22 protein-coding genes are annotated in these 24,997 nt (G+C 73.4%); 10 read left to right on the top strand and 12 right to left on the bottom strand.

All coding sequences use genetic code 11. From position 1 onward, the window contains the following. Positions 1-59: 59 nt before the first annotated feature. Complete coding sequence (locus ACGFX4_RS36130) at positions 60-278, bottom strand: hypothetical protein (RefSeq protein ID WP_393084058.1); 219 nt, start codon at positions 276-278, stop codon at positions 60-62. Between the two features lie 119 nt (positions 279-397). Between ACGFX4_RS36130 and ACGFX4_RS36125 the strand changes: the two genes are divergently transcribed. Next, complete coding sequence (locus ACGFX4_RS36125) at positions 398-1,189, top strand: hypothetical protein (RefSeq protein WP_393084055.1); 792 nt, start codon at positions 398-400, stop codon at positions 1,187-1,189. Here ACGFX4_RS36125 and ACGFX4_RS36120 read toward each other — a convergent pair. The 10 genes from ACGFX4_RS36120 to ACGFX4_RS36075 all read right to left on the bottom strand — a co-directional run bounded on the left by ACGFX4_RS36120 (position 1,173) and on the right by ACGFX4_RS36075 (position 14,259). Then, a complete protein-coding gene (locus ACGFX4_RS36120) occupies positions 1,173-1,841 on the bottom strand; it encodes a Type 1 glutamine amidotransferase-like domain-containing protein (protein ID WP_393084052.1) in 669 nt (222 codons plus the stop codon). The two genes, ACGFX4_RS36125 and ACGFX4_RS36120, sit on opposite strands and share 17 nt — an antisense overlap. After that, positions 1,838-2,485 carry an RNA 2',3'-cyclic phosphodiesterase gene (gene thpR / locus ACGFX4_RS36115; RefSeq protein WP_393084049.1) on the bottom strand — a complete coding sequence of 216 codons (648 nt, stop codon included), beginning with the start codon at positions 2,483-2,485 and terminating at the stop codon, positions 1,838-1,840. The genes ACGFX4_RS36120 and thpR overlap by 4 nt, the downstream gene beginning before the upstream one ends. A gap of 65 nt (positions 2,486-2,550) precedes the next feature. After that, positions 2,551-2,793: a hypothetical protein gene (locus ACGFX4_RS36110; RefSeq protein WP_393084046.1), complete on the bottom strand. Its 243-nt coding sequence runs from the start codon at positions 2,791-2,793 to the stop codon at positions 2,551-2,553. A gap of 101 nt (positions 2,794-2,894) precedes the next feature. Then, positions 2,895-3,605, bottom strand: coding sequence for a FadR/GntR family transcriptional regulator (locus ACGFX4_RS36105; protein WP_393084043.1), 711 nt, complete (start codon positions 3,603-3,605; stop codon positions 2,895-2,897). A gap of 168 nt (positions 3,606-3,773) precedes the next feature. Then, positions 3,774-6,647: a glycoside hydrolase N-terminal domain-containing protein gene (locus ACGFX4_RS36100; protein ID WP_393084040.1), complete on the bottom strand. Its 2,874-nt coding sequence runs from the start codon at positions 6,645-6,647 to the stop codon at positions 3,774-3,776. A 172-nt stretch (positions 6,648-6,819) separates the two neighbouring features. Next, on the bottom strand, positions 6,820-9,714 hold the full coding sequence (locus tag ACGFX4_RS36095) for a SpoIIE family protein phosphatase (RefSeq protein WP_393084037.1): 2,895 nt from the start codon (positions 9,712-9,714) through the stop codon (positions 6,820-6,822). Positions 9,715-9,790: 76 nt separating this feature from the next. Beyond that, complete coding sequence (locus ACGFX4_RS36090; protein ID WP_393084034.1) at positions 9,791-10,486, bottom strand: FadR/GntR family transcriptional regulator; 696 nt, start codon at positions 10,484-10,486, stop codon at positions 9,791-9,793. A gap of 99 nt (positions 10,487-10,585) precedes the next feature. Beyond that, positions 10,586-11,596 (bottom strand): ABC transporter permease, encoded by a 1,011-nt coding sequence (locus ACGFX4_RS36085; RefSeq protein WP_393084031.1) that lies wholly within the window; start codon positions 11,594-11,596, stop codon positions 10,586-10,588. Then, entirely contained in the window at positions 11,583-13,133 is a 1,551-nt protein-coding gene (locus tag ACGFX4_RS36080) for a sugar ABC transporter ATP-binding protein (RefSeq protein ID WP_393084028.1), read from the bottom strand. The genes ACGFX4_RS36085 and ACGFX4_RS36080 overlap by 14 nt, the downstream gene beginning before the upstream one ends. 82 nt (positions 13,134-13,215) lie before the next feature. Then, positions 13,216-14,259, bottom strand: coding sequence for a sugar ABC transporter substrate-binding protein (locus tag ACGFX4_RS36075; RefSeq protein ID WP_393084025.1), 1,044 nt, complete (start codon positions 14,257-14,259; stop codon positions 13,216-13,218). A gap of 324 nt (positions 14,260-14,583) precedes the next feature. Between ACGFX4_RS36075 and ACGFX4_RS36070 the strand changes: the two genes are divergently transcribed. From ACGFX4_RS36070 to ACGFX4_RS36030, 9 genes are read left to right on the top strand one after another with little or no spacing between them, the layout of a single operon-like run. After that, positions 14,584-15,435 (top strand): fumarylacetoacetate hydrolase family protein, encoded by an 852-nt coding sequence (locus tag ACGFX4_RS36070; protein WP_393084022.1) that lies wholly within the window; start codon positions 14,584-14,586, stop codon positions 15,433-15,435. A gap of 11 nt (positions 15,436-15,446) precedes the next feature. Next, complete coding sequence (locus ACGFX4_RS36065; RefSeq protein WP_393084020.1) at positions 15,447-16,787, top strand: L-fuconate dehydratase; 1,341 nt, start codon at positions 15,447-15,449, stop codon at positions 16,785-16,787. Next, a complete protein-coding gene (locus ACGFX4_RS36060) occupies positions 16,784-17,545 on the top strand; it encodes an SDR family NAD(P)-dependent oxidoreductase (protein WP_393084017.1) in 762 nt (253 codons plus the stop codon). The genes ACGFX4_RS36065 and ACGFX4_RS36060 overlap by 4 nt, the downstream gene beginning before the upstream one ends. Continuing rightward, positions 17,542-18,531, top strand: a complete 990-nt coding sequence (locus ACGFX4_RS36055; protein ID WP_393084014.1) for an aldo/keto reductase — start codon at positions 17,542-17,544, stop codon at positions 18,529-18,531. The genes ACGFX4_RS36060 and ACGFX4_RS36055 overlap by 4 nt, the downstream gene beginning before the upstream one ends. Beyond that, the gene (locus tag ACGFX4_RS36050; protein ID WP_393084012.1) at positions 18,531-19,271 is read left to right on the top strand and encodes a (Fe-S)-binding protein; all 741 of its coding nucleotides are present in this window, start codon (positions 18,531-18,533) and stop codon (positions 19,269-19,271) included. Before ACGFX4_RS36055 ends, ACGFX4_RS36050 begins: the two co-directional genes overlap by 1 nt. Next, complete coding sequence (locus ACGFX4_RS36045; protein WP_393084009.1) at positions 19,268-20,725, top strand: LutB/LldF family L-lactate oxidation iron-sulfur protein; 1,458 nt, start codon at positions 19,268-19,270, stop codon at positions 20,723-20,725. Before ACGFX4_RS36050 ends, ACGFX4_RS36045 begins: the two co-directional genes overlap by 4 nt. After that, positions 20,712-21,362 carry a lactate utilization protein C gene (locus ACGFX4_RS36040; RefSeq protein WP_393084006.1) on the top strand — a complete coding sequence of 217 codons (651 nt, stop codon included), beginning with the start codon at positions 20,712-20,714 and terminating at the stop codon, positions 21,360-21,362. The genes ACGFX4_RS36045 and ACGFX4_RS36040 overlap by 14 nt, the downstream gene beginning before the upstream one ends. Then, complete coding sequence (locus tag ACGFX4_RS36035; protein WP_393084003.1) at positions 21,359-21,670, top strand: L-rhamnose mutarotase; 312 nt, start codon at positions 21,359-21,361, stop codon at positions 21,668-21,670. Before ACGFX4_RS36040 ends, ACGFX4_RS36035 begins: the two co-directional genes overlap by 4 nt. After that, positions 21,667-22,524 carry an amidohydrolase family protein gene (locus tag ACGFX4_RS36030; RefSeq protein WP_393084000.1) on the top strand — a complete coding sequence of 286 codons (858 nt, stop codon included), beginning with the start codon at positions 21,667-21,669 and terminating at the stop codon, positions 22,522-22,524. Before ACGFX4_RS36035 ends, ACGFX4_RS36030 begins: the two co-directional genes overlap by 4 nt. Positions 22,525-22,528: 4 nt before the next feature. On the opposite strand, the gene ACGFX4_RS36025 is transcribed toward ACGFX4_RS36030, so the two are convergent. After that, the gene (locus tag ACGFX4_RS36025; protein WP_393083997.1) at positions 22,529-24,967 is read right to left on the bottom strand and encodes a discoidin domain-containing protein; all 2,439 of its coding nucleotides are present in this window, start codon (positions 24,965-24,967) and stop codon (positions 22,529-22,531) included. Between the last annotated feature and the right edge of the window lie 30 nt (positions 24,968-24,997).

The following is a 24,997-nucleotide window of genomic DNA, read 5'->3' as shown; positions in this document are numbered from 1 at the left end:
CACCGTGTGCCCTGGGTGCCGCTGCGGGCGCGGCGGGGCCGCCGTACAGGTGAGCGGGGTCAGCCGGCCGCGGTGAAGGTGAGGCCTCCGGGGCCGAGCGGCGCGGGCGTGCCGGCGGTGCGCTGGGCGGGGACGGTGGAAAGGGAAGGGTCCGCGTCAGCCGGTTCCCGGAACAGCGAGCGGCCCGCTCGGGGCGGCGACGCGTGCTCCGCGCGGGCGGGCTGGTCGGTGGCGGACTCGGAGAAGGGCTGCCACAGCGGGCGCCGGTCGACGGTCATGATCTTTAGTGTTGCAGCCCTGTCCATTCGTTTTCTGCACCGGCGCGTGATCGTCCGTTCGGGGGCATGTGCGGCCGGGGATCAGCCGGGCCGCGTTCACGCGGGCCGACAATGCGGCCATGACCTCCTCCCTGAGCCGGCGTCGGCTCCTCGGCGTCGCGGCCGCGGCCGCCGGTGCGGGCCTGCTCGGCCCCGCCGCCGTGGCCCGCGCCGCAGACGTGTCCGCCGCCGATCCGCCTGCCGATCCGCCCCCCGCCGACCCGGTCCCCACCGACCCGGTCCCCACCGAGCTGCCGCAGGCCGGGCAGAGATTCACCCTGGACGTCGCCGCCTCCGGTGCGGCCCTGGTCGTGGATCGGCTCTCGCCGCCCCCGGTGCTCAAGTTCACTGGCACGTGGACCCTCGAGATCACCGAGGCCCACGATGCCGACGAGCGCGCACGCACCTACCGCACCGTCGACCTGGCGCTGCAGAGCCGCCACCCCCAGTTCGGGTGGATCGTCCTGCGCACCCCGGAGGGCGGCGGCACCGGCACGCTCCAGGCGCAGGACGACGGCAGCGTGCTCGATCTGTGGGCGCAGCCGATGGTCATCGCCTTCGAGCGGTGCGGCGACGATTTCGGTCCGTTCACCTTCGTCTCCCGGCAGCCGGCGGAGTGGGCCGGGTCGCTGTCCGCCTACCCGCCGCCCGTGCCCGGCGGGAACGCGGACGGCTCCCCCGCCGCCGGGGCCCTCTACCGGGTGGCGGGCCCGGTCGACTTCGGCGTCGACCCCGCCCGGCCCAATCCGCCGGCCGACGACTGCCTGCTCCTGTCGCCGCTGCCGGAGCAGCCCGCGACCGCGCGCGAGGACGAGGACCCGGTGTTCGTCCGGCTGCGGGGGATGGACGTCCTGCTCAGCTCCCGAGCCTGACCCATTGCCCTTCGGAGACGACGTCGACGACGCCGTCGGTCACCTTGATCGCGGTGTCGTCGTCGATCGCGTAGGCCGGGTTCGGCAGCTCGGCGGCCCAGCGCTGCGCGTCGGCCAGGGTGTTCTCCGGCAGGGCCGGGTGGTCCAGGTGCGGGAAGATCGAGAAGTCGACGACGCCCAGCGTGCGGTCGCCGCCGCCGGGCGGCTGCCACTCCACGAAGTCCGCCCCGATGCGGGGCGTCATCACCATGCTTCCGGCGCTCAGCCCGAGCCAGACCTTGTCGGGCAGGGACGGCAGCAGGTCCGCCAGCCCCGACTCGCGCATCCAGTGGGCCAGGTACGTGGCGTCGCCGCCGTTCACCAGCAGGACGTCCGCCTCCCGCACCCAGGGGATCCACCGCTCCGCGCCGATGCTGGGCAGGGCCGTCAGCTCCAGGACGCCCGTCGACCGCCACCCCAGCTCGCACATCGGGGTCGAGGACCGGCCGGTGATGAACCGCCACGCCCCGGCGGGACCGACCATCGGGTGCCCGTACCCGGCGGTGGGGATGCACAGGGCGTCCGACTCCTCGATCGGCTTGCCCAGCAGGTCGACCAGCGCGGCGCGGATGCTCGCGTTGGTGACGCCCGCGGACGTAAGAAGAAGCTTCACGGTGCCTCCACGTTGGTGTGCTCCCCAGGCTCGCACCCGCCACCGACAACCGGGCCGGTCCGGGCGGCGGCGCCGAGCGGCCAGGCCTCGATGTCGCGGTAGTGGATCGGTCCGGGGCCGCGGCCGATGTTGCTGCCCACCAGGTGGAGCCGCTCGGTGTGCCACGGGCGGCCCGTGAAGGCGGCGAGCCCGGCGGCGGCCTGCGGCACGCTGGTGGTGTCGTCGCGGCGGGCCCGGGCCAGTGTCAGGTGCGGGCGCAGCGGGCGTTCCCGGAACTCGATCCCGCAGTCCCTGACCAGCTTCCGGACATCGGCGGCCAGCAGGTGCAGTCCCTCCAGGTCGCCGTCGATCCCGCTCCAGAGCAGCCGCTCGTCGAAGTGGCCGCCGCCGTGCAGGCGCAGCCGCAGTGCGGGGTACGAGCCGGCGCGTTCGGCCAGCGCGGCCCGCAGCGGCGGCACGGCCGTGGCGGGCAGTTCGCCGAGGAAGGCGAGGGTGATGTGCCAGTCCTCGATGCGGTTCCAGCGCAGCCGCGGGTGGTCGGTGTACGCGGGGCGCAGTGCCCGGGCCAGTTCGTCCTTCGCCTCGTCGGGCGGGGCGAGCGCGACGAAGACGCGCAGGGTCGGGGACGGGGGCTGCTCGTTCACCTGGGCTTTGTAGCACCTTGACCGGCGTCGGCGCTGGCCCGCGGTCCCGAGCGGCGGCAGGTGGATCAGTCCCGTGGCGCGGGGCGGGGGAAGTTCGGTGGCATTGGGCGGTCCAGGAACCGGACGTTGCTCATCACCTCGCCGTGCTCGTCGTGCTCGATGTCGAAGGCGATCCGGCGTCCCACCATGAACGAGGAGAGTTTGGCGCGCTCCGACGGCCGTATCCGCAGGACGTCCGGCGGTCCGTCGTCCGGTACGACGTGGACCCGTCCTGCGCGTACGTCGATCGTCCGGACCCTGCCGATCATCCCTGCCCCCTCGGTGTCGCGGTCACTCAGGGTTCACAGCCTGTCACACCGGGCTGCTGCGGCGGACGGTCGCCGTGGAGACGCCCTGGCGGCCGGCGGTTTCAGGGCCTGAGGCCGGCGGGGCCGAGGTCACCGCCGGTGCCGAGGGAGGCCCGCAGCCACTGCTCGACACCGGCGATGTGCACGGTCAGGCAGGCGTGGGCGAGGTCGGGCTGCCGGGCGGCGATCGCGTCGCAGATCGCGCGGTGCTGGTCGCGGGTGCGCTCGACGGCGCCCTCCTCGGTCATGCCGCGCCAGATCCGGGCCCGCGCGGTCGGGGCCGACAGTCCGTCGATCAGCGAGCAGAGCACCGAGTTGCCGGACCCGGCCGCGATCCGCCGGTGGAACTCCAGGTCGTTGGCGATCAGTTCGTCGAGGGTCGCGTCCGGGCTGAGCGCGTCGAGGACCTCGCGCAGTCCGGCGACGTCCTCGTCCGACATCGCGCGGGCGGCCATCGCGCCGGCGGCCGGTTCCAGCAGCCGCCGGACCTCCAGGAATTCGAGGACCGTGTCGTCCTGGTGGAAGTCCACCACGAAGCCGAGCGCGTCCAGCAGGAGGTCGGGTTCCAGGCTCGTCACGTAGGTGCCGTCGCCCTGCCGGACGTCCAGCACCCGGATCAGCGACAGTGCCTTGACGGCCTCCCGGAGCGAGCTGCGGGACAGCCCGAGGCGCTCGGCGAGGTCGGCCTCCTTGGGCAGCCGGGAACCGGGGCGCAGCTCACCGCTGACGATCATCGCCTTGATCTTCTCGATCGCTTCATCGGTGACCGGCACGTGCTCCGCCTCCCTGGCTGGTGGCCCCGCAGCAGCGGAGCCACCAGCACCATACATCAGCTCTATCACCCCGCGAACGGCCCGAATCGCCGACAGGAGCGGGACCTGCCGGGACATACATCAGATGTGAGGGCGCTGACCGGAACCGGCCAGAGCCGGCCCTGCCGGTCAGGCGCGGCGCAGCTGCCAGTGCTGGGCGGTGCTGCCGGTGTCGGTCTGCTGCTGGAGGCCGGCGCCGTCCGCGGTGGAGCCGCCCGCGACGCCGAGGACGAGTCCGCTGCGGACGCTGACGAGCTTCACCCAGCCTCCGCCGGCGTCGACCGGGCGCCACTGCTGGTTGGTGGCCTGGGTGGGGTTCCACTGGTCGATCGTGGCGCCGGCGGCGGTGCCGCCGCCGGCGACGTCGATGGCGAGGTTGGAGGCGAGGTTGGTGAACTGCCAGGCGCCGGACCCGATCGGGGCGGCGCGCCATTTCTGGTTGGCGCCGCCGTGGGCGGTCCACTGGATGAGGGCGGTGCCGGCGGTGGTGGAGGAGCCGGGGTCGTCGATCGCCTTGCCGCTGGCGCGGTTGACGAACTGCACGACCGGGGGGACGGCGAGCGGGTCGGGGGTGAGGGTGACCGAGCCGCCGGCGGCGAGGGTGACGTTCCTGCTCCAGGCGCCGACCCGGACGGTGGTCGCGGTGCCGCCGGTGCTGCGCAGGGTGAGGGTGGTGACCTGGCCGCCTGTCCACGCGAAGTCGAGGGTGAAGCCGCCGCGGACGCCGACGCCGGTGACCGAGCCGCTCGCCGCCCAGGCGTTGGGCAGCGCGGGCAGCAGCTCGACCTGGCCGGGCCGGGAGTGCACCAGCATCTCGATCATCGCCGTCGGCGTGCCGAAGTTGGCGTCGATCTGGAAGGTCGACCGGCTGCCGAAGCTGTACATGTCGAACATGTTGATGCCGGTTCCGTTGCTGAAGTTGACCGACGGCTTCATCACGGTGGTGACCAGCTGGTACGCCTTGTCGGCGTTGTGCAGGCGGGCCCAGCACAGGGCGCGCCAGGCGGTGGCCCAGCCGTAGCTGTCCATGCCGCGGGCGGTGAGCAGGTTGGTGGCGCCGACGAGGACGTCGGTGGGGGTGGTGTCGGGGTCGATGCGGTCGCCGGGGAAGAGGCCGATCAGCGGGGAGAGGTGGCGGTGGGTGGTCTCGCCGAGGTTGGCGTCGGTCATCCACTCCTCCAGCCAGCCGGTGGTGGCGCTGACCTGCGGCATGTGGAGGCGGTTCTGCAGGTCGGCGACGGTGGCGGCGAAGGCGCTGTCGCGGCCGAGCTTCGCGGCGGCGGCCCGGTAGTTCTGGAAGAGCTGCCAGACGAGTTCCTGGGCGTAGGTGATGCCGAGGGCGTCGCCGGGGCCGTGCTCCGGGGACCAGTCGTGGTCGTCGACGAGGACCTGCCGGGCGGCGCCGGTGGCGGGGTCGGTGACGGTGGTGGTGACCAGGCGGGCCTGCCAGAACTCGCAGGCGCCCTTCAGCAGGGGGTAGATCCGGGCCAGGTAAGCCGCGTCCTGGGTGTAGTCGTAGTGCTCGTAGAGGGAGTTGGACAGCCAGGCGCTGCCGGCCGGGTGCCAGTCCCAGCCGTTGCCGCCCCAGATGTTGGTGGAGATCGCGACCGTCCAGCCGGCGACCTTGCCGGAGGTGTTGCGGTAGTGGTTGCGGGAGTCCTGGAAGCGGCGCAGGGTGATGTCCTGCCAGGACGGGTACTGGCTGACGCAGTAGTCGGCGAAGGCGTCGAAGCACGCGCCGAGGCCGGCCCGGTCGGGCAGCCAGTAGTTCATCTGGACGTTGATGTCGGTGTGGTAGTCGGCCATCCAGTCCGGGTTGTTGCGGTCGACCCACAGCCCCTGGAGGTTGGTGGGCAGGCTGCCGCGCGAGCCGGTGATGGCCAGGTAGCGGCCGAACTGGAGGTAGGAGGCCTCGAGTTCGGGGTCGGGTGCGGCACCGGCCGCGGCCCGGGCGGCGAGGCGGGCCGGGGTGTCCATGGCCCGCTGCGCCGGGGTGGAGGCGCCGAGGTTGACGGTCGTCTTCTGCTGGAGGGCCTGGAAGTCGGCGGTGTGGGTGGCCAGCAGTGCGGTGCCGGTCGCCCCGGCCGCCGATGCGGCGGTGGTGCGGGCGACGGCCAGCGGGTCGCGGGTGGCGTCCTTGTAACCGGTGGCGGTGGTGGAGTAGTTGGTGCCGCCGCTGATCAGCAGCACGACCTCGGTGCAGCCGGTGAACGTGACCTTGCTGCCGGTGGCGGACACGGTGCCGCCGGTGCCGACCGCTTTGAGGACGGTGGCGTACTTCAGCGCGTTGGGCAGCGCGGCGGTGAAGGACACCGACGCGTCGGCGGCGTCCGCGGTCACGCTCTCGCCCCGGGTGCCGCTCAGGGTGAGGCTGCCGGTGTACGTGCCGCCGCCGCTCTGGCTGAGCCTGATCACGAGCAGGTCGTCGGGGAAGCTGGAGAACACCTCCCGCCGGTAGGTGACGCCGCCGAGGGTGTAGGTGGCGGTGGCCAGGCCGTTGGACAGGTCCAGGCGGCGCTGGTACCCGCCGATCGCCGCCGTGGTGTGCGCGGGCACGTCGAGGTAGACCCGGGCGAGCTGGCCGAAGGTGCCGAAGTCGGTGGTGCCGTACGGGAACTGGCCGCCCGAGTTGAGGGTGTCGTTCGGCCCGCCGGTCCACAGTGTGGCGTCGGTGAGGCAGAACGCGTCGTGCGAGGGGTCGCCGGTGGTCAGCGCGCCGAGGCGGCCGTTGCCGACCGGGAGTCCCTGCTCGATGATCAGCGCCTCGGTGCCCGGGGTTCCGTACCGCAGCGCCGTCGCCTGGGCGTCGGGCACCAGCGCGAGCGGCGGGCGGGTGGCTGCGCCGGCTCGGGGCGTGAACTCCGGGAGCGAGGCGACGGCGAGCACTGCGCCGAGCGAGAGCGCGGCGCGCAGGGCGGTGCGCCGGGTCAAGCCCGCGGGTTCGGTGGGCGGAAGCGTCACGGGAGGGTTCCCTTCGTGGGGGCGGGCGCGCGCCGGAGACATCTGAGGTGTGAGGGGTCGACGCGACGGACGGGCATCCTGCGATCAGTGGAAGTGTGGGAGAGATCCGATCTCTTGGCAACCCTCCGGCCCAGAAATCCCGCAACAGACCCACCACTAGCATCCGAACAGTCAGAATCATCTGATGTGTTGCCGGGCGCGCTGCGCCGAGGACTCAGTGGCCGGTGATCGGCTGCTCGGTCCAGATGCTCTTGCCGTGCTCGTCGTAGCGCACGCCCCACTGCCCGGCCACGGCGGCGACGAGTTGCAGCCCCCGGCCGCCCTCGTCGGTGGCCGAGCTGTGCCGGATGTGCGGCGTGGTGAGGCTGGCGTCGGAGACCTCGCAGATCAGGGTGCGGCTGCGCAGCAGCCGCAGCCCGATGGGCCCCTTGGCGTGCCGGATGACGTTGCCGACGAGTTCGCTGACGATGAGTTCGGTCGCCGTGCTGAGCTCGTCCAGCTCCCAGGCGGCGAGCTGCGCACGGACGTGGGCGCGGGCCTCGCCGGCCGCCCGGGGGTCGTCGGGCAGGACCCAGGACACCACGTCGCCGGGCGGGAGGTGGTGGACGCGGGCGACGAGCAGCACGGCGTCGTCGCCGACCGGACGCCCGGTCGGGACCAGGTCGGCGATCACGGCGTCGCAGAGCGCGTCGAGCGACTCGGCGGGCCGGCAGCGGAGCTCCGTGCGCAGGGTGTCCGCCAGCCGCAGCAGGCCCGAGTCGATGTCCCGCTCGGCGGACTCGACCAGGCCGTCGGTGTAGAGGACCAGCAGGCTTCCCTCGGGGAGGCTCAGCGTGACCGTGTCGAACGGGGGTACGGCGGATCCGAGCGGCGGGTCGGGCAGGCGCGCGGGGAGGTCCACGGTGTGGTCGGGGCGGACCACGGCGGGCGGCGGGTGCCCGGCGTTCGCGTACCGGAGCTCGTGGGTGACCGGGTCGTAGACGCCGTAGAGGCAGGTGACGAAGGAGTCGTCGCCGAGGTCGGCGACGATGTCGTTGAGCCGGCCGAGGATCTCGGCCGGCGGCAGCTCCAGCTCGGACAGGGTCCGCACCGCGGTGCGCAGCCGCCCCATGGTGGCCGCCTCCGCCATGCCGCGGCCCATGACGTCGCCGACGACGAGGGCGACCCGGTCGGCGGAGAGGCGGATGACGTCGTACCAGTCGCCGCCGACCTCGGCGCCGCGGCCGGCCGGGAGGTACCGGGCGGCGGCGGTGACCGCCGGCAGGGCGGGCAGCCCGCGGGGCAGCAGCGCGCGCTGCAGTTCCCGGGCCCGGGCGGCGGCCTCCTCGTACAGGCTTGCCCGGTCGAGCGCCTGCGAGATCAGCCCGCTGACCTCGCCGAGCACGGTGCGCTGCTCCTTCGCGAAGACATGGGGCCGGTCGAAGGAGACCACGAGGACGCCCTCCCGGCCGGAGGCCGTCAGGGGCAGGAACGCCCAGGCCTGCTTGTCCGAGGTCCGCACGAGCCCGCCGGTCTCGGGATAGGCGTCGAGGAACTCCTCGCCCGACTCGATGAACCGGGCGGTGTGGTGGCGCATCACCTCGACCGTCGGGTGCACCGTGCCGACGGAGCGCCCGTCGAGCGCGGCGAGCATGGCCTCGGAGTAGCCGACCGCGCCGACGACCATCAAGCGCCCGTCGACCACCGTGCCGACGAGGAGGCCGACGGCGCCGACGTGGGGCAGGACGCATGCGGCGACCGCGCTGACCACGTCCCGGGGGGTGAGCGCCTCGGCGAGGGCGGCGGTGAGGCCGCCGATCAGCTCCGCCCGGTCGGCGGCCAGCCGCTCGGCCTCGGCCCGTTCGATCTCCCGCAGCCGCCGCTCGGTGATGTCGGTGCTGTAGAGCGTCAGCCCGCCGGGCACCGGAACCAGCCGCAGGTGGTACCAGCGGTCGTCGGGCCAGCGGACGTCGAAGTCGAGCGGTGTGCCGGTCCGGACGACCTCCCGGCAGAGCTGCTCCAGGCGCGGGACGTGCCGGATGGCGGGCAGGTCCCACAGGAGCGTGCCGGAGACGCTCGCCGAGGAGCCGAGCAGCTTCTCCGCCGCGACGTTGACGAACTCGGTCCGCCAGTCGCTGTCGACGGAGAGGAAGCCGTCGGTCATGTGGCGCAGGGCGCGGCCGACCGGCTCCAGGGCGGCGTGCGCCTCGGTGGTGTCGTAGGCGGTGCCCTCCAGGTGCGCGGGCTCGCCGTGCTCGTCCACGACGACCCGGCCGCGCACCCGGAGCCAGGCGTAGCCGCCGTCGGCGGTGGCGACCCGGTACTCCGCGTCCAGGGAGCCGCGGGTGCGGATCGCCTCGACCAGGACGTGCACCGAGTAGGGGCGGTCCTCGGGGTGGACGAGGGTGGCCCATTCCCGCATCCCGCCGCCGGGCGGCCAGTGGATGCCGAGTCCGGCGAGGAAGCGCTCGTCGATGACGAAGTCCCCGGTGCCCATGTCCCACGACCAGGTGCCGACCCGCAGCCGCGGACGCTCCCGGGCCGGGCCCTCCAGGGGCGACAGCAGCGCGGGGGACAGTCCGCCGGTCCGCGGCGCGGACAGGCGCAGGCGACCGGCGGCCCAGGCGGCCACCTCCGCGAGGAAGGCGAGGTCGGCGGCGTCCGGTTCGGCGAGGGGCGGGGTGATCAGCGACAGGGCGCCGCGCGGGCCGTCCGGGCCGGGCAGGGCCACGGCGGCGATGCCCGCCGACGGGGCGACGAAGGGCGGTGCGGCGACGGGACGGCCCGGCTCCGCGCGGGGGTACTCCACCGCGGGCAGCCAGAGGGTGCCGCCGTCGAGCACCACCCGGGCGGGTGCCAGCCGGCCGCTGTACGGAATGACGTCCCAGGCGCGGGTGAAGGCGCCGGGCAGGCCGCTGCTGGCCACCAGCCGGAGCCCGGCCTGGCCGATGCCGGCCACCGGCAGGTGCGCCATGCCGCCGAGCGCGCCGAACTCCGCCGTCAGGTGGTGGAGCGCCGCGAGGAGTGCGGCCGCGTCGCCCTCGTCCTCGAAGGCCGCGAGCATCCGGAGCCGCCCGGCCCGCCCGTCCTCCGGCGGCGCCTCCCACTCGCGACCCTGCCTTGCGCTCACCCGGTCTCCGTCCGCAGGAACTGCACCCCTCCAGAAAACACCCCCGCAACGGCGGTCGCCCTTCCACGGGCGGCGGTCAGCCCAGTGGTGCGCCCGCCGCCCCGAGGGTGCCGCGCAGCCACTGCTCGACGCCCGCCACGTGGACCGTCGCCCAGGCGTGCGCGAGTTCCGGGCGGCGGTCGGCGATCGCCTCGAAGATCGCCCGGTGCTGCTGGCGGGTGCGCTCGACGGCGCCCTCCTCGGTCGTCCCGCGCCAGATCCGGGCGCGGGCGGTCGGGCCGGACAGGCCGTCGATGAGCGAGCAGAGCACGGAGTTCCCGGAGCCAGCCGCGATCCGCCGGTGGAATTCGAGGTCGTTGCGGATCAGCTCCTCCAGCGGGGCGTCGTCCGCCAGATCAGCCAGCACCCGGCCGAGCGCGGCGACGTCCTCGTCCGACATCACCCGGGCGGCCATGGCGGCGGCGGCCGGCTCCAGGATCCGGCGGACCTCGAGGAACTCCAGCACCGTGTCGTCCTGGTGGAAGTCGACGACGAAGCTCAGCGCGTCCAGCAGCAGGTGCGGCTCCAGGCTGGTGACGTACGTGCCGTCGCCCTGGCGCACGTCCAGCACCCGGATCAGCGAGAGCGCCTTGACCGCCTCCCGCAGGGAGCTGCGCGAGAGGCCGAGCCGCTCGGCCAGGTCCGCCTCCTTCGGGAGCCGCGCGCCGGGGCGCAGCTCGCCGCTGACGATCATGGCCTTGATCTTCTCGATCGCCTCGTCGGTGACTGGCACTGCTGGGCCTCCCTGGCCGTCCGGTCCGTGCAGCATAGTCCCGCCGTACGGCGGGAGTTCAGCCGCCCGCGGGCCCGGCGGCGTGGTGGCCGTCCGGCGCTAGTCCTGCTTCTCGCCGGAGGCGAAGCGGGAGATGATCAGGGCGACGATGATGATCGCGCCGTTGAGGAACTGGTTCCACAGCGGGGGGACGCCGGCCAGGGTCATCACGTTGACCACCAGCTGGAGCGTCAGCACGCCGGTGAGGGCGCCGAACAGGGTGCCGCGGCCGCCGTTGAGGCTGACGCCGCCGATGACGGTGGCGGCGAAGACCTGGAAGATCCAGCCGTTGCCCTGGTCGGCGGAGATGGAGCCGTAGTGGCCGGTGTAGAGGATGCCGGCGAAGGCGGCGAGCAGGCTGCCGAGGATCAGCACGGTCCAGGTGATCCGGTCGACCCGGATGCCGGCGGCGCGGGCGGCCTCGGTGTTGCCGCCGATCGCGTACAGGGCGCGGCCGTGGCGCAGCCAGGCGAGGGCGCTGCCGCCGGCGAGGAAGAGGAGGGTGCACAGCCAGATGGCGGCGGGGATGCCGAGCCAGCTGGTGGAGCCGAGGTAGGTGAAGGAGCCGGGCAGGTTGACGATGGACTGGCCCTGGGAGACGGCGACCTGCAGGCCCCGGAGCAGGGTGAGGGCGCCGAGGGTGACGATGAAGCCGTTGAGGCGCAGTTTGAGGATGAGGAAGCCGTTGACCGCGCCGATGAGTGCGCCGACGGCGAGGCAGAGCGGGATGGCCGTCCAGCCGGGGAAGAGTCCGAGGCCGTTGAAGCGGGCGCCGTGGTCGGGCAGGACGAGCCAGACGGCGATGACGGGGGCGACGCCGATGGTGGATTCGAGGGAGAGGTCCATCCGGCCGGCGATCAGGATGAGGGCCTCGGCGAGGACGAGCAGGCTGAGCTCGGTGGCCTGCTGGCCGACGCCGAGCAGGTTGTCGGCGGTGAGGAAGGCGGGTGAGACCGCGAAGCCGATGATGCCGAGGACCAGCAGGACCGGGACGAGCGACAGGTCGCGGTAGCGGGCCAGGTCGAAGCGGCGTCCGACGGGGGCCTGCCTGGTGAGGTCAGTGGTTGCCATGCTGTTCCTTCGTGTGGTTCGGGTCGGCCATGCCCTCCATGGCGGCGACCAGTTGTTCGTCGCTCCAGCCGTGCGCGAACTCGGCGACGACGCGGCCGTGGAACATGGCGAGGACGCGGTCGCAGACCCGCAGGTCGTCGAGTTCGTCGGAGACGATCAGGGCGGTCCGCCCGGCGTCGGCGACCTCGCGGACGGTGCCGAGCAGGGATTCCTTGGACTTGATGTCGACGCCGTTGGTGGGCCGGATGGCGATCAGGGCGTGCGGCTCGGTGGCGAGCGCGCGGGCGATGACCACCTTCTGCTGGTTGCCGCCGGACAGCGCGGACACCGGGGTCGAGGCGCCGGGTGTCTTGATGTCCAGGCCGGTGATCATCTTCTGGGCGAAGGCGCGGGTGCGGGACGGCAGGACGGTGCCGTACGGGCCGAGCTGGTCGGTGACGGTCAGGGTGGCGTTCTCGGCGACGCTGCGCTGCGGGATCAGGCCCTGGAGGTGCCGGTCCTCGGGGACGAACCCGATCCCGGCGGCGAGCGCGGCGGGGACACGGCCGGTACGCACCGGGCGGCCGGCGACGGTGACGGTGCCGGAGGTGGGGCGGTGCAGGCCGGCCAGGGTCTCGCCGAGCCGGACGTTGCCGCTGGCGGCGGCTCCGGCGAGCCCGACCACCTCGCCCGCGCGGGCGGTGAGGGTGACGTCCCGGTAGACGCCGTCCAGGGTCAGCCCGGCGACCTCCAGCAGCGGCGCTCCCCCGTCGGCGCGGCCGCGCACCGACCACGCCGGCTCACTGCCGCGGGCGCGTTCACCGGTCATCGCCTCGACCAGGGCCTGCTGGTGGAGCTCGGCGACCGGCGCGGTGACGATGTGCCGGGCGTCGCGGTAGACGGTGACGGTGGTGCAGAGGTCGTAGACCTCCTGCAGGTGGTGGGAGATGAACAGGAAGGCGACGCCCTGCTGTTGGAGGGCGCGGAGCTTGTCGAAGAGCTTCTCGATGCCGCGGGCGTCGAGCTTGGCGGTCGGCTCGTCGAGGATGATGAACCGGGCGCCGAAGGACAGCGCGCGGGCGATCTCCACGAACTGCCGCTGCTCGACGGTCAGGTCCTCGGCCCGCGCGTTCGGATCGACGTCGACGCCGTACTCGGCGAGCAGCTCCGCCGCCCGCGTACGCAGGCCCTTCCAGCTGATCGGACGCAGGGCGCGCGGACTCTGCCGGTCCAGGAAGAGGTTCTCGGCGACGGTGAGCGCGGGGATGACGGTGGAGCGCTGGTAGACGCAGGCGACGCGGGCGCGCCAGGCGGCGGTGTCGCCGGGGGCGGGCGCGGGTTGGCCGTCGAAGCGCAGGGTGCCGGTGTCGGCGGGCTGCAGTCCGGTGAGGATCGAGACGAGCGTCGACTTGCCGGCGCCGTTGCGGCCGACCAGGGCGTGCGACTCGCCGGGCGCGACCTGGATGCGGGCGTCGGCGAGGGCGACGGTGGCGCCGAAGCGCTTGCTGATCCCGTCGGCCTCGACGACGGGGCCCCGGACGGGGCTGGGGTCCGCCATGGCGGCGTGTCCTTTCGAGTGGTGTCCCGCCGGGAGGCGGCCGGTCCTGACAGTGCTCCGGCCGCCGTTCGCGGGCGTCGGACTACTTGTTGACGCTGTTGCCCCACAGGGCCTTGTCGTCGACGTTGTCCTTGGTGACCAGTGGGGCGGGCAGCTGGTCCTCCAGGCCGTTGGGCAGCTGGATGATGGTGGAGTCGTGGTCGGTCGGGCCGGGCTGGAAGGTCTTGCCCTCGGCGCCGGCCTGCGCGTAGAAGAGCGCGTACTTGGCGTAGAGGTCGGCGGGCTGGGAGACGGTGGCGTCGATGTCGCCCTTGCGGATCGCGTCGAACTCCTGCGGGATGCCGTCGTTGGAGATGATCGCGATGTGGCCGGGCTGCCCGGCGGGCTTGAGCAGGCCCTTCTGCTGGAGCAGCGCCAGGGTCGGCTGCAGGAACACGCCGCCGGCCTGCATGTAGATGCCGCCCAGGTCGGGGTTGGCCGCGAGCGTGGACTGGAGCTTGGCGGAGGCGACGTCGCCCTTCCAGTCGGTGGCCAGCTCGATGACCTGAATGCCGGGGAACTTCTCCTTCATGCAGGCGGCGAACGCCTCGGAGCGGTCGCGGCCGTTGACGGAGCTGAGCGCGCCCTGGAGCTCGGCGACCTTGCCCTTGCCGCCGAGTTGCTTGCCGAGGAACTCGCAGGCCTTGGTGCCGTACGCCTTGTTGTCGGCACGGACGACCATGTAGACGTTGCCCTTGTCGGGGCGGGTGTCGACGCTGACCACCGGGATCTTCTTCGCCGAGAGGGCGTCGAGGGTGGAGGCGATCGCGCCGGTGTCCTGGGGGGCCATCACGACGGCCTTGGCGCCGGTGTTCTGGAAGACCTGGACGTTGGCGACCAGCTTGGTCACGTCGTTCTGCGAGTTGCTCACCGGGAGGGTGTGCAGGCCGGCGGAGCCCTGCTTGATGTACTGCGCGTAGGAGTTCCAGAAGTCCGAGTCCGCGCGGGGCAGGTCGATGCCGATGGCCGGCTTGCCGCCGGCCGCGTCCGAGCCCGCGTCACTGCCGCGGTTGCAGGCCGTGGCGAACCCCGCCAGGACGACCACGGCGGCGGTCGTGGCCGCGATTCTGGAGGAGCGAAGCTTCATGGTGCCGATCTCCTTGGCTGGGATGCCGAAATCATCGGATGGCTTGCGGTAGCCAGGACCTTACGAGCTGGAAACACGACTGACAAGACCAGACCTCGGATGAATCTCAACCGTGACATCCGGGCCCACGCCGGGCCTGCCCAAAGCGGCAACGGGGCCGACTACCTGCACAGATGAGCCTCCGGACCGCCTCATCCGGCGGAAACATCGGAGGACTTCTTGCGGCGGCGGGCCGCCCGCTCGTATGGTCGGGGCACAGCCGATTCATCCGATCTGTTGACCACGCGTGGCTGAAGACCGCTGCCGCGACCACAGGAGAACACCATGAGACTGCTTCGCATCGGGGCGCCCGGAGCGGAGGTGCCGGCGGTCCTCGGCGAGGACGGCGCCGCGTTCGACCTCTCCGGCCTGACCCGGGACATCGACGGGGACTTCCTCGCCTCCGGCGGGATCGACCGCGTCCGGGAGGCGCTGGCCGCGGGCTCGCTGCCCGCGCTGGACACCGACGGTCTGCGGGTCGGGGCGCCGCTCGCCCGTCCGGGCAAGGTGGTCTGCATCGGCCTCAACTACCGCGACCACGCCGAGGAGACCGGCGCCGCGGCGCCCGAGCGGCCGGTGGTCTTCATGAAGGACCCCTCGACCGTGGTCGGCCCGTACGACGAGGTACTGATCCCCCGCGGTTCGGTCAAGACCGACTGGGAGGTCGAGCTCGCGGTCGTCATCGGCCGCGAGGCCCGCTACCTGGCCGACCCGGCCGCGGCCGCCGCCTGCATCGCCGGCTACACCATCAGCAACGACGTCTCCGAGCGCGAGTTCCAGCTGGAGTACTCGGCGCAGTGGGACCTCGGCAAGTCCTGCGAGACCTTCAACCCGATGGGCCCCTGGCTGGTCACCCCCGACGAGGTCGACGACCCGCAGGCGCTCGGCCTGCGGCTGTCCGTCAACGGCGAGGTCCGCCAGAACGGCGACACCAAGAACATGATCTTCGAGATCCCGTACCTCGTCTGGTACCTGAGCCAGTACATGGTGCTGCGCCCCGGCGACGTCATCAACACCGGCACGCCGGCCGGCGTCGCACTGGGCCTGCCCGGCACCCCGTACCTGCGCGACGGCGACACCGTCGAGCTGGCCGTCGACGGTCTCGGCACCCAGCGCCAGACCTTCCACAACGCGTGAGAGGCACCACCTTGTCCGCATCCGCAGCGCGGATCACCGCGATCGACACCTACGACATCCGCTTCCCCACCTCGCGGGAGCTGGACGGGTCCGACGCGATGAACCCCGACCCCGACTACTCCGCCGCGTACGTCGTCCTGCGCACCTCGGCGGGCGGCCACGAGGGCCACGGCTTCACCTTCACCATCGGCCGCGGCAACGACGTCCAGGTCGCCGCCATCGCCGCGCTGCGCCACCACGTCGTCGGACGCACCGTGGCCGAGCTGTGCGCCGACCCCGGCTCGCTCTACCGCGACCTGATCGGCGACAGCCAGCTGCGCTGGCTCGGCCCGGAGAAGGGCGTGATGCACATGGCGATCGGCGCCGTGGTCAACGCCGTCTGGGACCTCGCCGCCAAGCGCGAGGGCAAGCCGCTGTGGCAGCTGCTCGCCGACGCCGACCCGGCCTGGCTGGTCTCCCAGGTCGACTTCCGCTACATCAGCGACGCCCTGACGCCAGAGGAGGCGCTGGACCTGCTGACCAAGGGCAAGCACGGCGCCGCCGACCGCACCGCCGAGCTGCTGCGCAGCGGCTACCCCGCCTACACCACCTCCCCCGGCTGGCTCGGGTACAGCGACGAGAAGCTGACCCGCCTCGCGAAGCAGGCGGTCGCGGACGGGTTCACCCAGATCAAGCTGAAGGTCGGCGCCGACCTGGCGGACGACGTCCGCCGCTGCCGCACCGCCCGCGCGGCGGTCGGCCCGGACATCCGCATCGCCATCGACGCCAATCAGCGCTGGAACGTCGCCGAGGCGATCGAGTGGACCAACGCGCTGGCCGAGTTCGACCCGTACTGGATCGAGGAGCCCACCAGCCCGGACGACGTCCTCGGCCACGCCGCGATCCGCCGCGGGGTCCACCCGGTCAAGGTCGCCACCGGCGAGCACGTGCAGAACCGCATCGTCTTCAAGCAGCTCCTGCAGGCCGGCGCCGTCGACGTCCTGCAGCTCGACTCGGCCCGGGTCGCCGGGGTCAACGAGAACCTCGCCATTCTGCTGCTCGCCGCCAAGTTCGGCGTCCCGGTCTGCCCGCACGCGGGCGGCGTGGGCCTGTGCGAACTCGTCCAGCACCTGTCGATGTTCGACTACGTCGCCCTCACCGGCACCACCGAGGACCGGGTGGTGGAGTACGTCGACCACCTCCACCAGCACTTCCTCGACCCGGTGCGGATCAGCGCCGGCCACTACCTGGCACCGACCGCGCCGGGCTTCTCCGCCACCATGCACCGGGCCACCATCGACACCTACCGGTACCCGGACGGCGCGTTCTGGGCCGCCGACCTGGCCGGGACGGATCCGGAGGCGCACGCATGACCACCGACCTCGACGGGCTCACCGCCCTGGTCACCGGCGGCGCCTCCGGCATCGGGCTGGCCACCGCCCAGCTGCTCAGCGCGCGCGGCGCGGACGTCGCGGTGCTCGACCTCGACCCCGCCCGGGTGCCCGCCCCGCTGCGCGGCTTCACCGCCGACGTCGCCGACGACGCCTCGGTGCGCCGCGCGGTCGCCGCCGCAGCCGAGGCGCTCGGCGGGATCGACATCCTGGTCAACAACGCCGGCATCGGCGCGGCCGGGACGGTGCAGGACAACCCGGACGAGCAGTGGCACCGGGTGCTCGACATCAACGTCCTCGGCATCGTGCGCACCACCCGCGCCGCCCTCCCCCACCTGCGGGCCTCCCGCAGCGCCGCGATCGTCAACACCTGCTCGATCGCCGCCACCGCGGGCCTGCCCCAGCGGGCCCTGTACTCGGCCTCCAAGGGCGCCGTCCTCTCGCTCACCCTGGCGATGGCCGCCGACCACGTCCGCGAGGGCATCCGGGTCAACTGCGTCAACCCCGGCACGGTCGACACCCCGTGGGTCGGCCGGCTGCTGGACGCCGCCGACGACCCGGCGGCCGAACGCGCCGCGCTGAACGCCCGTCAGCCCACCGGCCGCCTCGTCTCCGCCCAGGAGGTCGCCGCCGCCATCGCCTACCTCGCCTCCCCGGCGGCCGGCTCGACCACCGGCACCGCGCTGGCGGTCGACGGCGGCATGGCCGGCCTGCGCCTGCGCCCGGAGCCGGCCCCGTGACCCGTACGCTCGGCCGCTCCGCGGTCCCGGTCAGCCGCCTGGCGTTCGGCGCGGCGGGCATCGGCAACCTGTTCTCCGCCGTGTCCGACGCCCAGGCGGAGGAGGCCGTGACCGCCGCCTGGGAGTCGGGCGTGCGGTACTTCGACACCGCCCCGCACTACGGGCTGGGCCTGTCCGAGCGGCGGCTCGGCGCCGTGCTGCGGCAGCTGCCGCGCGCGGAGTTCACCGTCTCCACCAAGGTCGGCCGCCTGCTGGTGCCCCACGACGGAGGCGGCGACGACCTCGCCGCCGGTGGTTTCGCCGTCCCCGCCACCCACCGCCGGGTCTGGGACTTCTCCGCCGAGGGCGTGCGCCGCTCGCTCGAAGCCAGCCTGCAGCGGCTCGGCCTGGACCGGGTCGACATCGTCTACCTGCACGACCCCGACCACCACGCCGAGCAGGCCCTCGACCAGGCCTACCCCGAACTGGAACGGCTGCGCGCCGAGGGCGTGATCGGCGCGATCGGCGTCGGCATGAACCAGGCCGAACTGCCCGCCCGCTTCGTCCGCAACACCGACATCGATGCCGTCCTGCTGGCCGGCCGCTACACCCTGCTCGACCAGCGCGGCCTGGACGAGCTGCTGCCGCTGGCCGCCGAGCGCGGCGTCGGGATCGTCATCGGCGGAGTCTTCAACTCCGGGCTGCTCGCCGACCCGCGGCCGGGCGCCCGGTACGACTACGCCGCCGTGCCCGCGCAGACCCTCGACCGCGCACTCGCCCTGAAGGAGGTCTGCGAGCGCCACGGCGTGCCGCTGCGCTCCGCCGCCCTGCACTTCCCGTTCGCGCACCCGGCCGTGGCCGCCGTCCTGGTCGGCACCCGCAGCGCCGCGGAGGTGGCGGACACGGCCGCCATGCTGGCCCGTCCCGTCCCGGAATCCCTGTGGCGGGAGCTGAAGGCCCGTAAGCTGCTCGCCGCCGACGTCCCGACGCCCGAGGAGGTGGACTGATGCGGATCGCCCTGTTCATCACCTGCTTCAACGACACCATGTTCCCCGGGACGGGCCGGGCGGTGGTGACGGTCCTGGAGCGCCTCGGCCACACGGTCGACTTCCCGCAGGAGCAGACCTGCTGCGGCCAGATGCACTTCAACACCGGCTACCGGCCCGACGCCGTCCCGCTGGTCGCCCGCTTCGCCCGGACCTTCGCCGCGTACGACGCCGTGGTCACCCCCTCGGCGTCCTGCGCCGGGATGGTCCGCGAGAACCACCCGCTGCTCGCCGCCGCGTACGGGCACCCCGAACTGCAGCAGCAGGTCGCCGACCTGGTGCCGCGGGTGCACGAGTTCACCGAGTTCCTGACCGACGTCCTCGGCGTCACCGACGTCGGCGCCCGCTTCCCGCACCGGGTCGCCTACCACCCGACCTGCCACTCGCTCCGCGGTCTGCGCCTGGGCGACCGGCCGGAGCGGCTGCTGCGCGCGGTGGACGGCCTCGACCTGGTCGACCTGCCCGCCGCCGACTCCTGCTGCGGCTTCGGCGGCACCTTCGCCGTGAAGAACGCCGACACCTCCGCCGCCATGCTCGCCGACAAGGCGGACGCCGTGGAGCACTCGGGGGCCGAGGTGCTGTGCGCCGCCGACAACTCCTGCCTGCTGCACATCGGCGGCGGCCTCTCCCGCCGCGGCGCCCCCGTACGGACCATGCACCTGGCGGAGATCCTGGCCGGCGCCGGCGGAGGTGCGCGATGAGCGACCGCGGTGTGGTCTGGCTCGGCGCCCCGTCCTTCCCGGACGCGGCCCGCGAGGCACTCAAGGACGAGCGGCTGCGCGCCAACCTCAGGCGCGCCACCGGCACGATCCGCGACAAGCGCCTGGCGGTCGCCTCCGAACTCGACGACTGGGAGGAGCTCCGGGACGCGGCCGCCGCGATCAAGCGGCGGACCGCCCGTCACCTCGACCGCTACCTGCTGCAGTTGGAGGAGTCGGTCACCGCCGCCGGCGGCACCGTGCACTGGGCCGCCGACGCGGCCGAGGCCAACCGCATCGTCACCGAGCTGGTCCGGGCCACTGGAGAGACCGAGGTGGTGAAGGTCAAGTCCATGGCCACCCAGGAGATCGGCCTCAACGAGCACCTCGCCGAGCACGGCATCACCGCGTACGAGACCGACCTCGCCGAGCTGATCGTCCAGCTCGGCGACGACCGGCCCTCGCACATCCTGGTCCCGGCGATCCACAAGAACCGCACCGAGATCCGCGACCTGTTCGCCGCGGAGATGGGCCACTGGGGGCGGCCCGCCCCCGAAGGCCTCACCGACGACCCCCGCGCCCTCGCCGAGGCCGCCCGCCTCCACCTGCGGAAGAAGTTCCTCACCGCGAAGGTCGCGGTCTCCGGCGCCAACTTCGCCTGCGCCGACACCGGCACCGTCCTGGTAGTGGAGTCCGAGGGCAACGGCCGGATGTGCCTGACCCTCCCCGAGACCCTGATCACCGTGATGGGCATCGAGAAGGTCGTGCCGACCTGGCAGGACCTGGAGGTCTTCCTCCAGCTGCTCCCCCGCTCCTCCACCGGCGAGCGGATGAACCCCTACACCTCCACCTGGACCGGCACCACCGACGGCGACGGCCCGCAGGACTTCCACCTCGTCCTGCTCGACAACGGCCGCACCGACACCCTCGCCGACACCGTCGGCCGCCAGGCCCTGGCCTGCATCCGCTGCTCCGCCTGCCTCAACGTCTGCCCGGTCTTCGAGCGCACCGGCGGCCACGCCTACGGATCGGTCTACCCCGGACCGATCGGCGCCGTCCTCACCCCCCAGCTCGTCGGCGTCGAGAACGCCGCCAGTCTCCCCTTCGCCTCCACCCTGTGCGGCGCCTGCTACGACGCCTGCCCCGTCAAGATCAACATCCCGGAGGTGCTCGCCCACCTGCGGGCCGAGGTGGTCGAGGCCAAGGGCGGCCGCACCGCCGAGGCGCTGGCGATGAAGGCCGCCGCCAAGCTCCTCGACTCGCCCCGGCTGCTCGGCGCGGCCCAGAAGGCCGCGAGTCTCGGCGGCCGGGCCCTCGCCCGCGACGGGCACATCGGACGCCTCCCCGGCCCGTTGAGCGGCTGGTCCGACACCCGGGACACCCCCGCCCCGCCCGCCGAGTCCTTCCGCGCCTGGTGGCGCCGCACCCGAGAGCAGGCACCCGATGAGCAGCCGTGACGCCGTCCTCGCCCGCGTCCGCGCGGCCCTCGCCGACGTCCCCGCCGACGAACGCCCCGAGGACGTCCCGGTCCCCCGCGCCTACCGGCGCACGCACACCGCACCCGGCGAGTCCGCGGTGGCGCTGTTCGCCGAGCGGGTGGCCGACTACCGCGCGCACGTCACCCGCACGGACGCGGCCGGCCTGCCCGGCGCGCTGGCGGCGGTGCTGAGCGGGCGGGGGGTGCGGCGCCTCGCCCTGCCGAGCGGCTTCCCGGTCGAGCTGCTGCCGGCCGGCGACTGGGAGTGGCATCCCGAGCCGCTCGACGTGGCCGCGCTGGACGGACTCGACGGCGCGATCACCCTCGCCGCCGCCGGGATCGCCGTCACCGGCACGATCGTCCTCGACGCCGGCCCCGGCCAGGGCCGGCGCGCGCTCACCCTGGTCCCCGACTACCACCTGTGCGTCGTCCGCGCCGAACAGATCGCCGACGACGTCCCCGCCGCCCTCGCCCGCCTCGACCCGACCCGGCCGCTGACCTTCGTCTCCGGCCCGTCCGCCACCAGCGACATCGAACTCTCCCGCGTCGAGGGCGTCCACGGCCCCCGCACCCTCGATGTCGTCGTCGTCGGGCCCGCCCTCCCGGAGCACCCATGAGGATCGCCCTGCACACCCGCGTCCGCGAGGACCGGATCGAGGCGTACGAGGCCGCCCACCGCCGGGTGCCCGCCGAGCTGACCGCCGCGATCCGCGGCGCGGGCGTCTCGTCCTGGACCATCTGGCGCAGCGGCTGCGAGCTGTTCCACCTGCTGGAGTGCGAGGACTACGCCCGCCTGCTCGCCGAGCTGGAGCACCTGCCGGTGAACATCGCGTGGCAGGCCCGGATGGGCGACCTCCTGGAGGTCGCCCACGACTACTCCGGGGCGGGCGCCGCCGCCGGTCTCCCGGAGGTGTGGCAGCTGTGACGGACCGTCGGATCGTCGACTCCCACCACCACGTCTGGGACCTCGCCGTACGCCCCCAGCCGTGGATCACCGGCCCGGCCCTGCGGCCGCTGGCCCGCTCCTTCTCCGTCGCCGACCTGGTGCCCGAGGCGCGGGCGGCCGGGGTGGTCGCGAGCGTCGTGGTACAGACCGTGTGCGTCCCGGAGGAGACGCCCGAGCTCCTCGCCCTCGCCGCCCGGGGCGGGCTGGTCGCCGGCGTGGTCGGCTGGACCGACCTGACCGCGCCCGACGTCGCCGACGCAATCGCCGCGCTGCGCGAGCTTCCCGGCGGCGACCGGCTGGTGGGCATCCGCCACCAGGTCCAGGAGGAACCCGACCCGGCTTGGCTGCTGCGCCCGGACGTCCGCCGCGGGCTGCTCGCCGTCGCCGCGGCCGGGCTCGCCTACGACCTGGTGGTCACCGCCGGCCAGTTGCCCGCCGCCGCACGCGCCGCGGCCGGGCTCCCCGGCGTGGCCTTCGTCCTGGACCACCTGGGAAAGCCCCCGATCGCCGCCGGGGAGCCGGAGCCCTGGGCGGCGGACGTCCGCCGGCTGGCCGCCCTGCCCAACACCGTCTGCAAGCTCTCCGGCATGGTCACCGAGGCCGCCCCCGCCTGGGAGGTGGACGACCTCCGGCCGTACGCCGACACCGTGCTGGACGCCTTCGGCCCGCAACGGCTGCTGTTCGGCTCCGACTGGCCGGTCTGCACCCTCCGCGCGGGGTACGCGGAGGTCGTCCTGACCGCCGAGCGGCTGGTCGAGGGCCTGAGCCCGGCGGAGCAGGACGCGATCCTGTACGGCAACGCGGTCCGGGTCTACGGCCTCCGGCCGCCGTGACGCCTCAGGAGCCCCAGGCCTCGAACTCGTAGATCCGGGCGGCCGGGTCGGTGGTCTGGGTGGGCCTGGTGACGACCAGTCGGACGTAGCGCGCCGTGGTGGCCACCGGGTGGGTGGTGGTGGCGGCGGTGTTGCCGGTGACGGTGGCGACGGTGGTCCAGGCGTCGGTGGTCGTGTTCCGTACCTGGACGGTGAAGTCCCGGGTGTTGTACTGGGCGCTCTCACCGCCCGCCTGGGCGTGCTTGACCACGAACCTGCTCAGCGAGCGGGCCGAGCCGAGGTCCACCTCCAGCCACTTGCTGCTGGTGAGCGTGCACCACTTGTCGCTGTTGCCGCCGTTGACCGTGCCGTTGACGGCCTTGGCGGGGCCCTCGTTGCCGTTGCACTGCCCGGAGCCGGTGGCGGGGCGGCCGAGCGCCAGGTTGCTGTCGGCCGGCGGGGTGCCGCCCCAGCCGACGGTGGCGGTCGCGGCGGCGGAGCGGCCGTACTCGGTGGAGACGGCCTGCACCTCGACGGTGGTGCTGCTCTCGGTGCCGGCCCGGTCGAGCCGGTTGACGTAGTAGGCGTCGGACGGCGTGGCGCCGAGGAAGCTGCGGGTGCCGTCGGCGTTGCGCCGGTACAGCTCGTAGTGGTGGACCGTGCCGCCCGGGGACGGCGTCCAGGAGAGGCGCAGCGACTGGCTGGTGCCGGCCACCACGTCGCTCGCGCCGAGCACGGTCAGCCCGGAGGGCGCGGCGGGGGCGTCCACCGTGCCGTCGTAGACCGCGAGTTGCCCGATCTTCAGGTCGTACGAGGGGTTGGTGCCGGATGCCTGGAGGCCGATCTGGGCGATGGTGCGCCCGGCGTAGGCGGACAGGTCGAGGGTCTTGCGCTCCCAGCCGGCGCCGCCGGTCGGGCCGAGGTCGAGGGTGGTGAAGGCGGTCGGCGCGTCGGTGAAGGAGATCACGGCCTTGAGCCCGGTGGCCCCGGCGGCCGGGGTCTTCAGGACGACGGAGAGCCTGGTGTCGGCGGCCACCGGCAGACGCGTCTGGTAGAGGCGCACCGTGTTGACGGCGTCCAGGGCGCCGGTCAGGCGCAGCGAGGAGCCGCCTTCGTAGGCGTCGGTGAAGTCGACGCCCGGGGTGAGCCTGCTGCCGGTGGTGTCGACCAGCCAGTGGTAGGTGGGCGGCACGTCCTGGAGGGAGAGGTTGTTCCAGCCGCCGGTGGCGACCCGGGTGCCGGCCGCGTTCCAGAAGTCGCCCTCGCCGGCGGAGAAGTTGGTGACGAAGGGCTTCGTGGTGACGGGCGTGGATTCGGCGACGTAGGTCGCCAGGCCCTTCCAGGCGGAGCCGGTCGTGGTGTTGGAGGGGTCGTTGTTGGCCCCGATCCAGTAGCGGGCGTCCTTGGCGAGGTAGTCGGCGCGGCCGGTGGCGGACTTCCAGGTCCATTCGGGGCGGTAGAGGCCGAGCGAGGTGGTGTGCGGCCGGCCGGCGGGGAAGAGGGTGGCCCAGTCGACGCCGGTGTTGTAGCCGTTGGCCTCGGTGTCGATGCCGGAGTAGAGCTCGTACTCGCCGCGTCCGAGGCCGCGGGCCAGGGTGCGGGAGGAGTCGAGGCCGCTCGCCGACCAGTCGAAGTTGAGGAACATCGAGTCGGCGGTGCGTCGGGCGCCGTCCTGGAGGAAGCTGTCGTTGGCGCCGGTGAGGGCGTTCTGCCAGCTGACGGCGCCGGATTCGGTCATGGCGTCGTACCACATGAACTCGGTGCCGCTCTGGGCCTTGGTGTACTGCATGAGGCTGCGGACCTCGCCGGCGAGCGCCGTGTCGCCGCCGCCGGTCTCCTGGTTGATGAACCAGCCGTCGAAGCCGTAGTACTGGGCGGCCTGGACCAGCTTGTCGGCGACGGGGTAGCGGCTGCCGGACTTCTGGACGAAGTCGCGGACCCACTGGAGCTGTCCGCCGTACGCGGCGGGCGGGAAGAACACGGTGCCGTAGACCTTGACGCCGTTGCGGTGGGCGGCGTCGATGACGGTCGGGTTGGGGGCGAGGATCAGGCCCTCGCCGGCCGAGCCGCCCCAGAAGACCAGCTTGTCGAGGTAGCTCCAGTACTGGAAGGCGTAGTAGTTGGGGTCGGTCGAGCCCTGGGAGGGGTTGTTGGAGGTGGGCCCGAAGGAGACCAGGGAGGCGATCCTGCCTTCGCCGGCACGGGCGTTGGCGTTCGCCCGGAGGGCCGGGTCGGCGGTGCGCGGCTGGAGCGGGACGCTCGCGCGGTTGAACCGTGCGTCGGGGTCGGTGGCCGGGTCCCAGCCGAGGAGGGTGTTCGGGTACCAGTACGAGGCGTAGGGCTGGGTGCCGGCAGCGGCCGTGGCCGCGGCCGGAGGGGGTGCGGCCTGGGCGGTCGCGGGGGCGGCGCCGAGGGCGGCGGCCAGCAGGGCGGTGCTGAGCAGGAGGCGGTGCCGTCGGGACATGCAGGGGCTCCGTTCGCGCGAGGTGCGGAC

Source organism: Kitasatospora sp. NPDC048365 (genome assembly GCF_043200835.1).
Taxonomy (GTDB): Bacteria; Actinomycetota; Actinomycetes; order Streptomycetales; family Streptomycetaceae; genus Kitasatospora; species Kitasatospora terrestris.
Note: the sequence above shows the minus strand (reverse complement) of the source record. Positions and strands in the feature narration are given on the sequence as shown.

What these genes read in the sequence shown, in the direction of transcription:
- ACGFX4_RS36130 (WP_393084058.1), bottom strand. Translation starts at nt 278, where the DNA reads ATGACCGTCGACCGGCGCCCGCTGTGGCAGCCCTTCTCCGAGTCCGCC.
- ACGFX4_RS36125 (WP_393084055.1), top strand. Translation starts at nt 398, where the DNA reads ATGACCTCCTCCCTGAGCCGGCGTCGGCTCCTCGGCGTCGCGGCCGCG.
- ACGFX4_RS36110 (WP_393084046.1), bottom strand. Translation starts at nt 2,793, where the DNA reads ATGATCGGCAGGGTCCGGACGATCGACGTACGCGCAGGACGGGTCCAC.
- ACGFX4_RS36100 (WP_393084040.1), bottom strand. Translation starts at nt 6,647, where the DNA reads ATGTCTCCGGCGCGCGCCCGCCCCCACGAAGGGAACCCTCCCGTGACG.
- ACGFX4_RS36085 (WP_393084031.1), bottom strand. Translation starts at nt 11,596, where the DNA reads ATGGCAACCACTGACCTCACCAGGCAGGCCCCCGTCGGACGCCGCTTC.
- ACGFX4_RS36080 (WP_393084028.1), bottom strand. Translation starts at nt 13,133, where the DNA reads ATGGCGGACCCCAGCCCCGTCCGGGGCCCCGTCGTCGAGGCCGACGGG.
- ACGFX4_RS36075 (WP_393084025.1), bottom strand. Translation starts at nt 14,259, where the DNA reads ATGAAGCTTCGCTCCTCCAGAATCGCGGCCACGACCGCCGCCGTGGTC.
- ACGFX4_RS36070 (WP_393084022.1), top strand. Translation starts at nt 14,584, where the DNA reads ATGAGACTGCTTCGCATCGGGGCGCCCGGAGCGGAGGTGCCGGCGGTC.
- ACGFX4_RS36060 (WP_393084017.1), top strand. Translation starts at nt 16,784, where the DNA reads ATGACCACCGACCTCGACGGGCTCACCGCCCTGGTCACCGGCGGCGCC.
- ACGFX4_RS36050 (WP_393084012.1), top strand. Translation starts at nt 18,531, where the DNA reads ATGCGGATCGCCCTGTTCATCACCTGCTTCAACGACACCATGTTCCCC.
- ACGFX4_RS36045 (WP_393084009.1), top strand. Translation starts at nt 19,268, where the DNA reads ATGAGCGACCGCGGTGTGGTCTGGCTCGGCGCCCCGTCCTTCCCGGAC.
- ACGFX4_RS36040 (WP_393084006.1), top strand. Translation starts at nt 20,712, where the DNA reads ATGAGCAGCCGTGACGCCGTCCTCGCCCGCGTCCGCGCGGCCCTCGCC.
- ACGFX4_RS36035 (WP_393084003.1), top strand. Translation starts at nt 21,359, where the DNA reads ATGAGGATCGCCCTGCACACCCGCGTCCGCGAGGACCGGATCGAGGCG.
- ACGFX4_RS36025 (WP_393083997.1), bottom strand. Translation starts at nt 24,967, where the DNA reads ATGTCCCGACGGCACCGCCTCCTGCTCAGCACCGCCCTGCTGGCCGCC.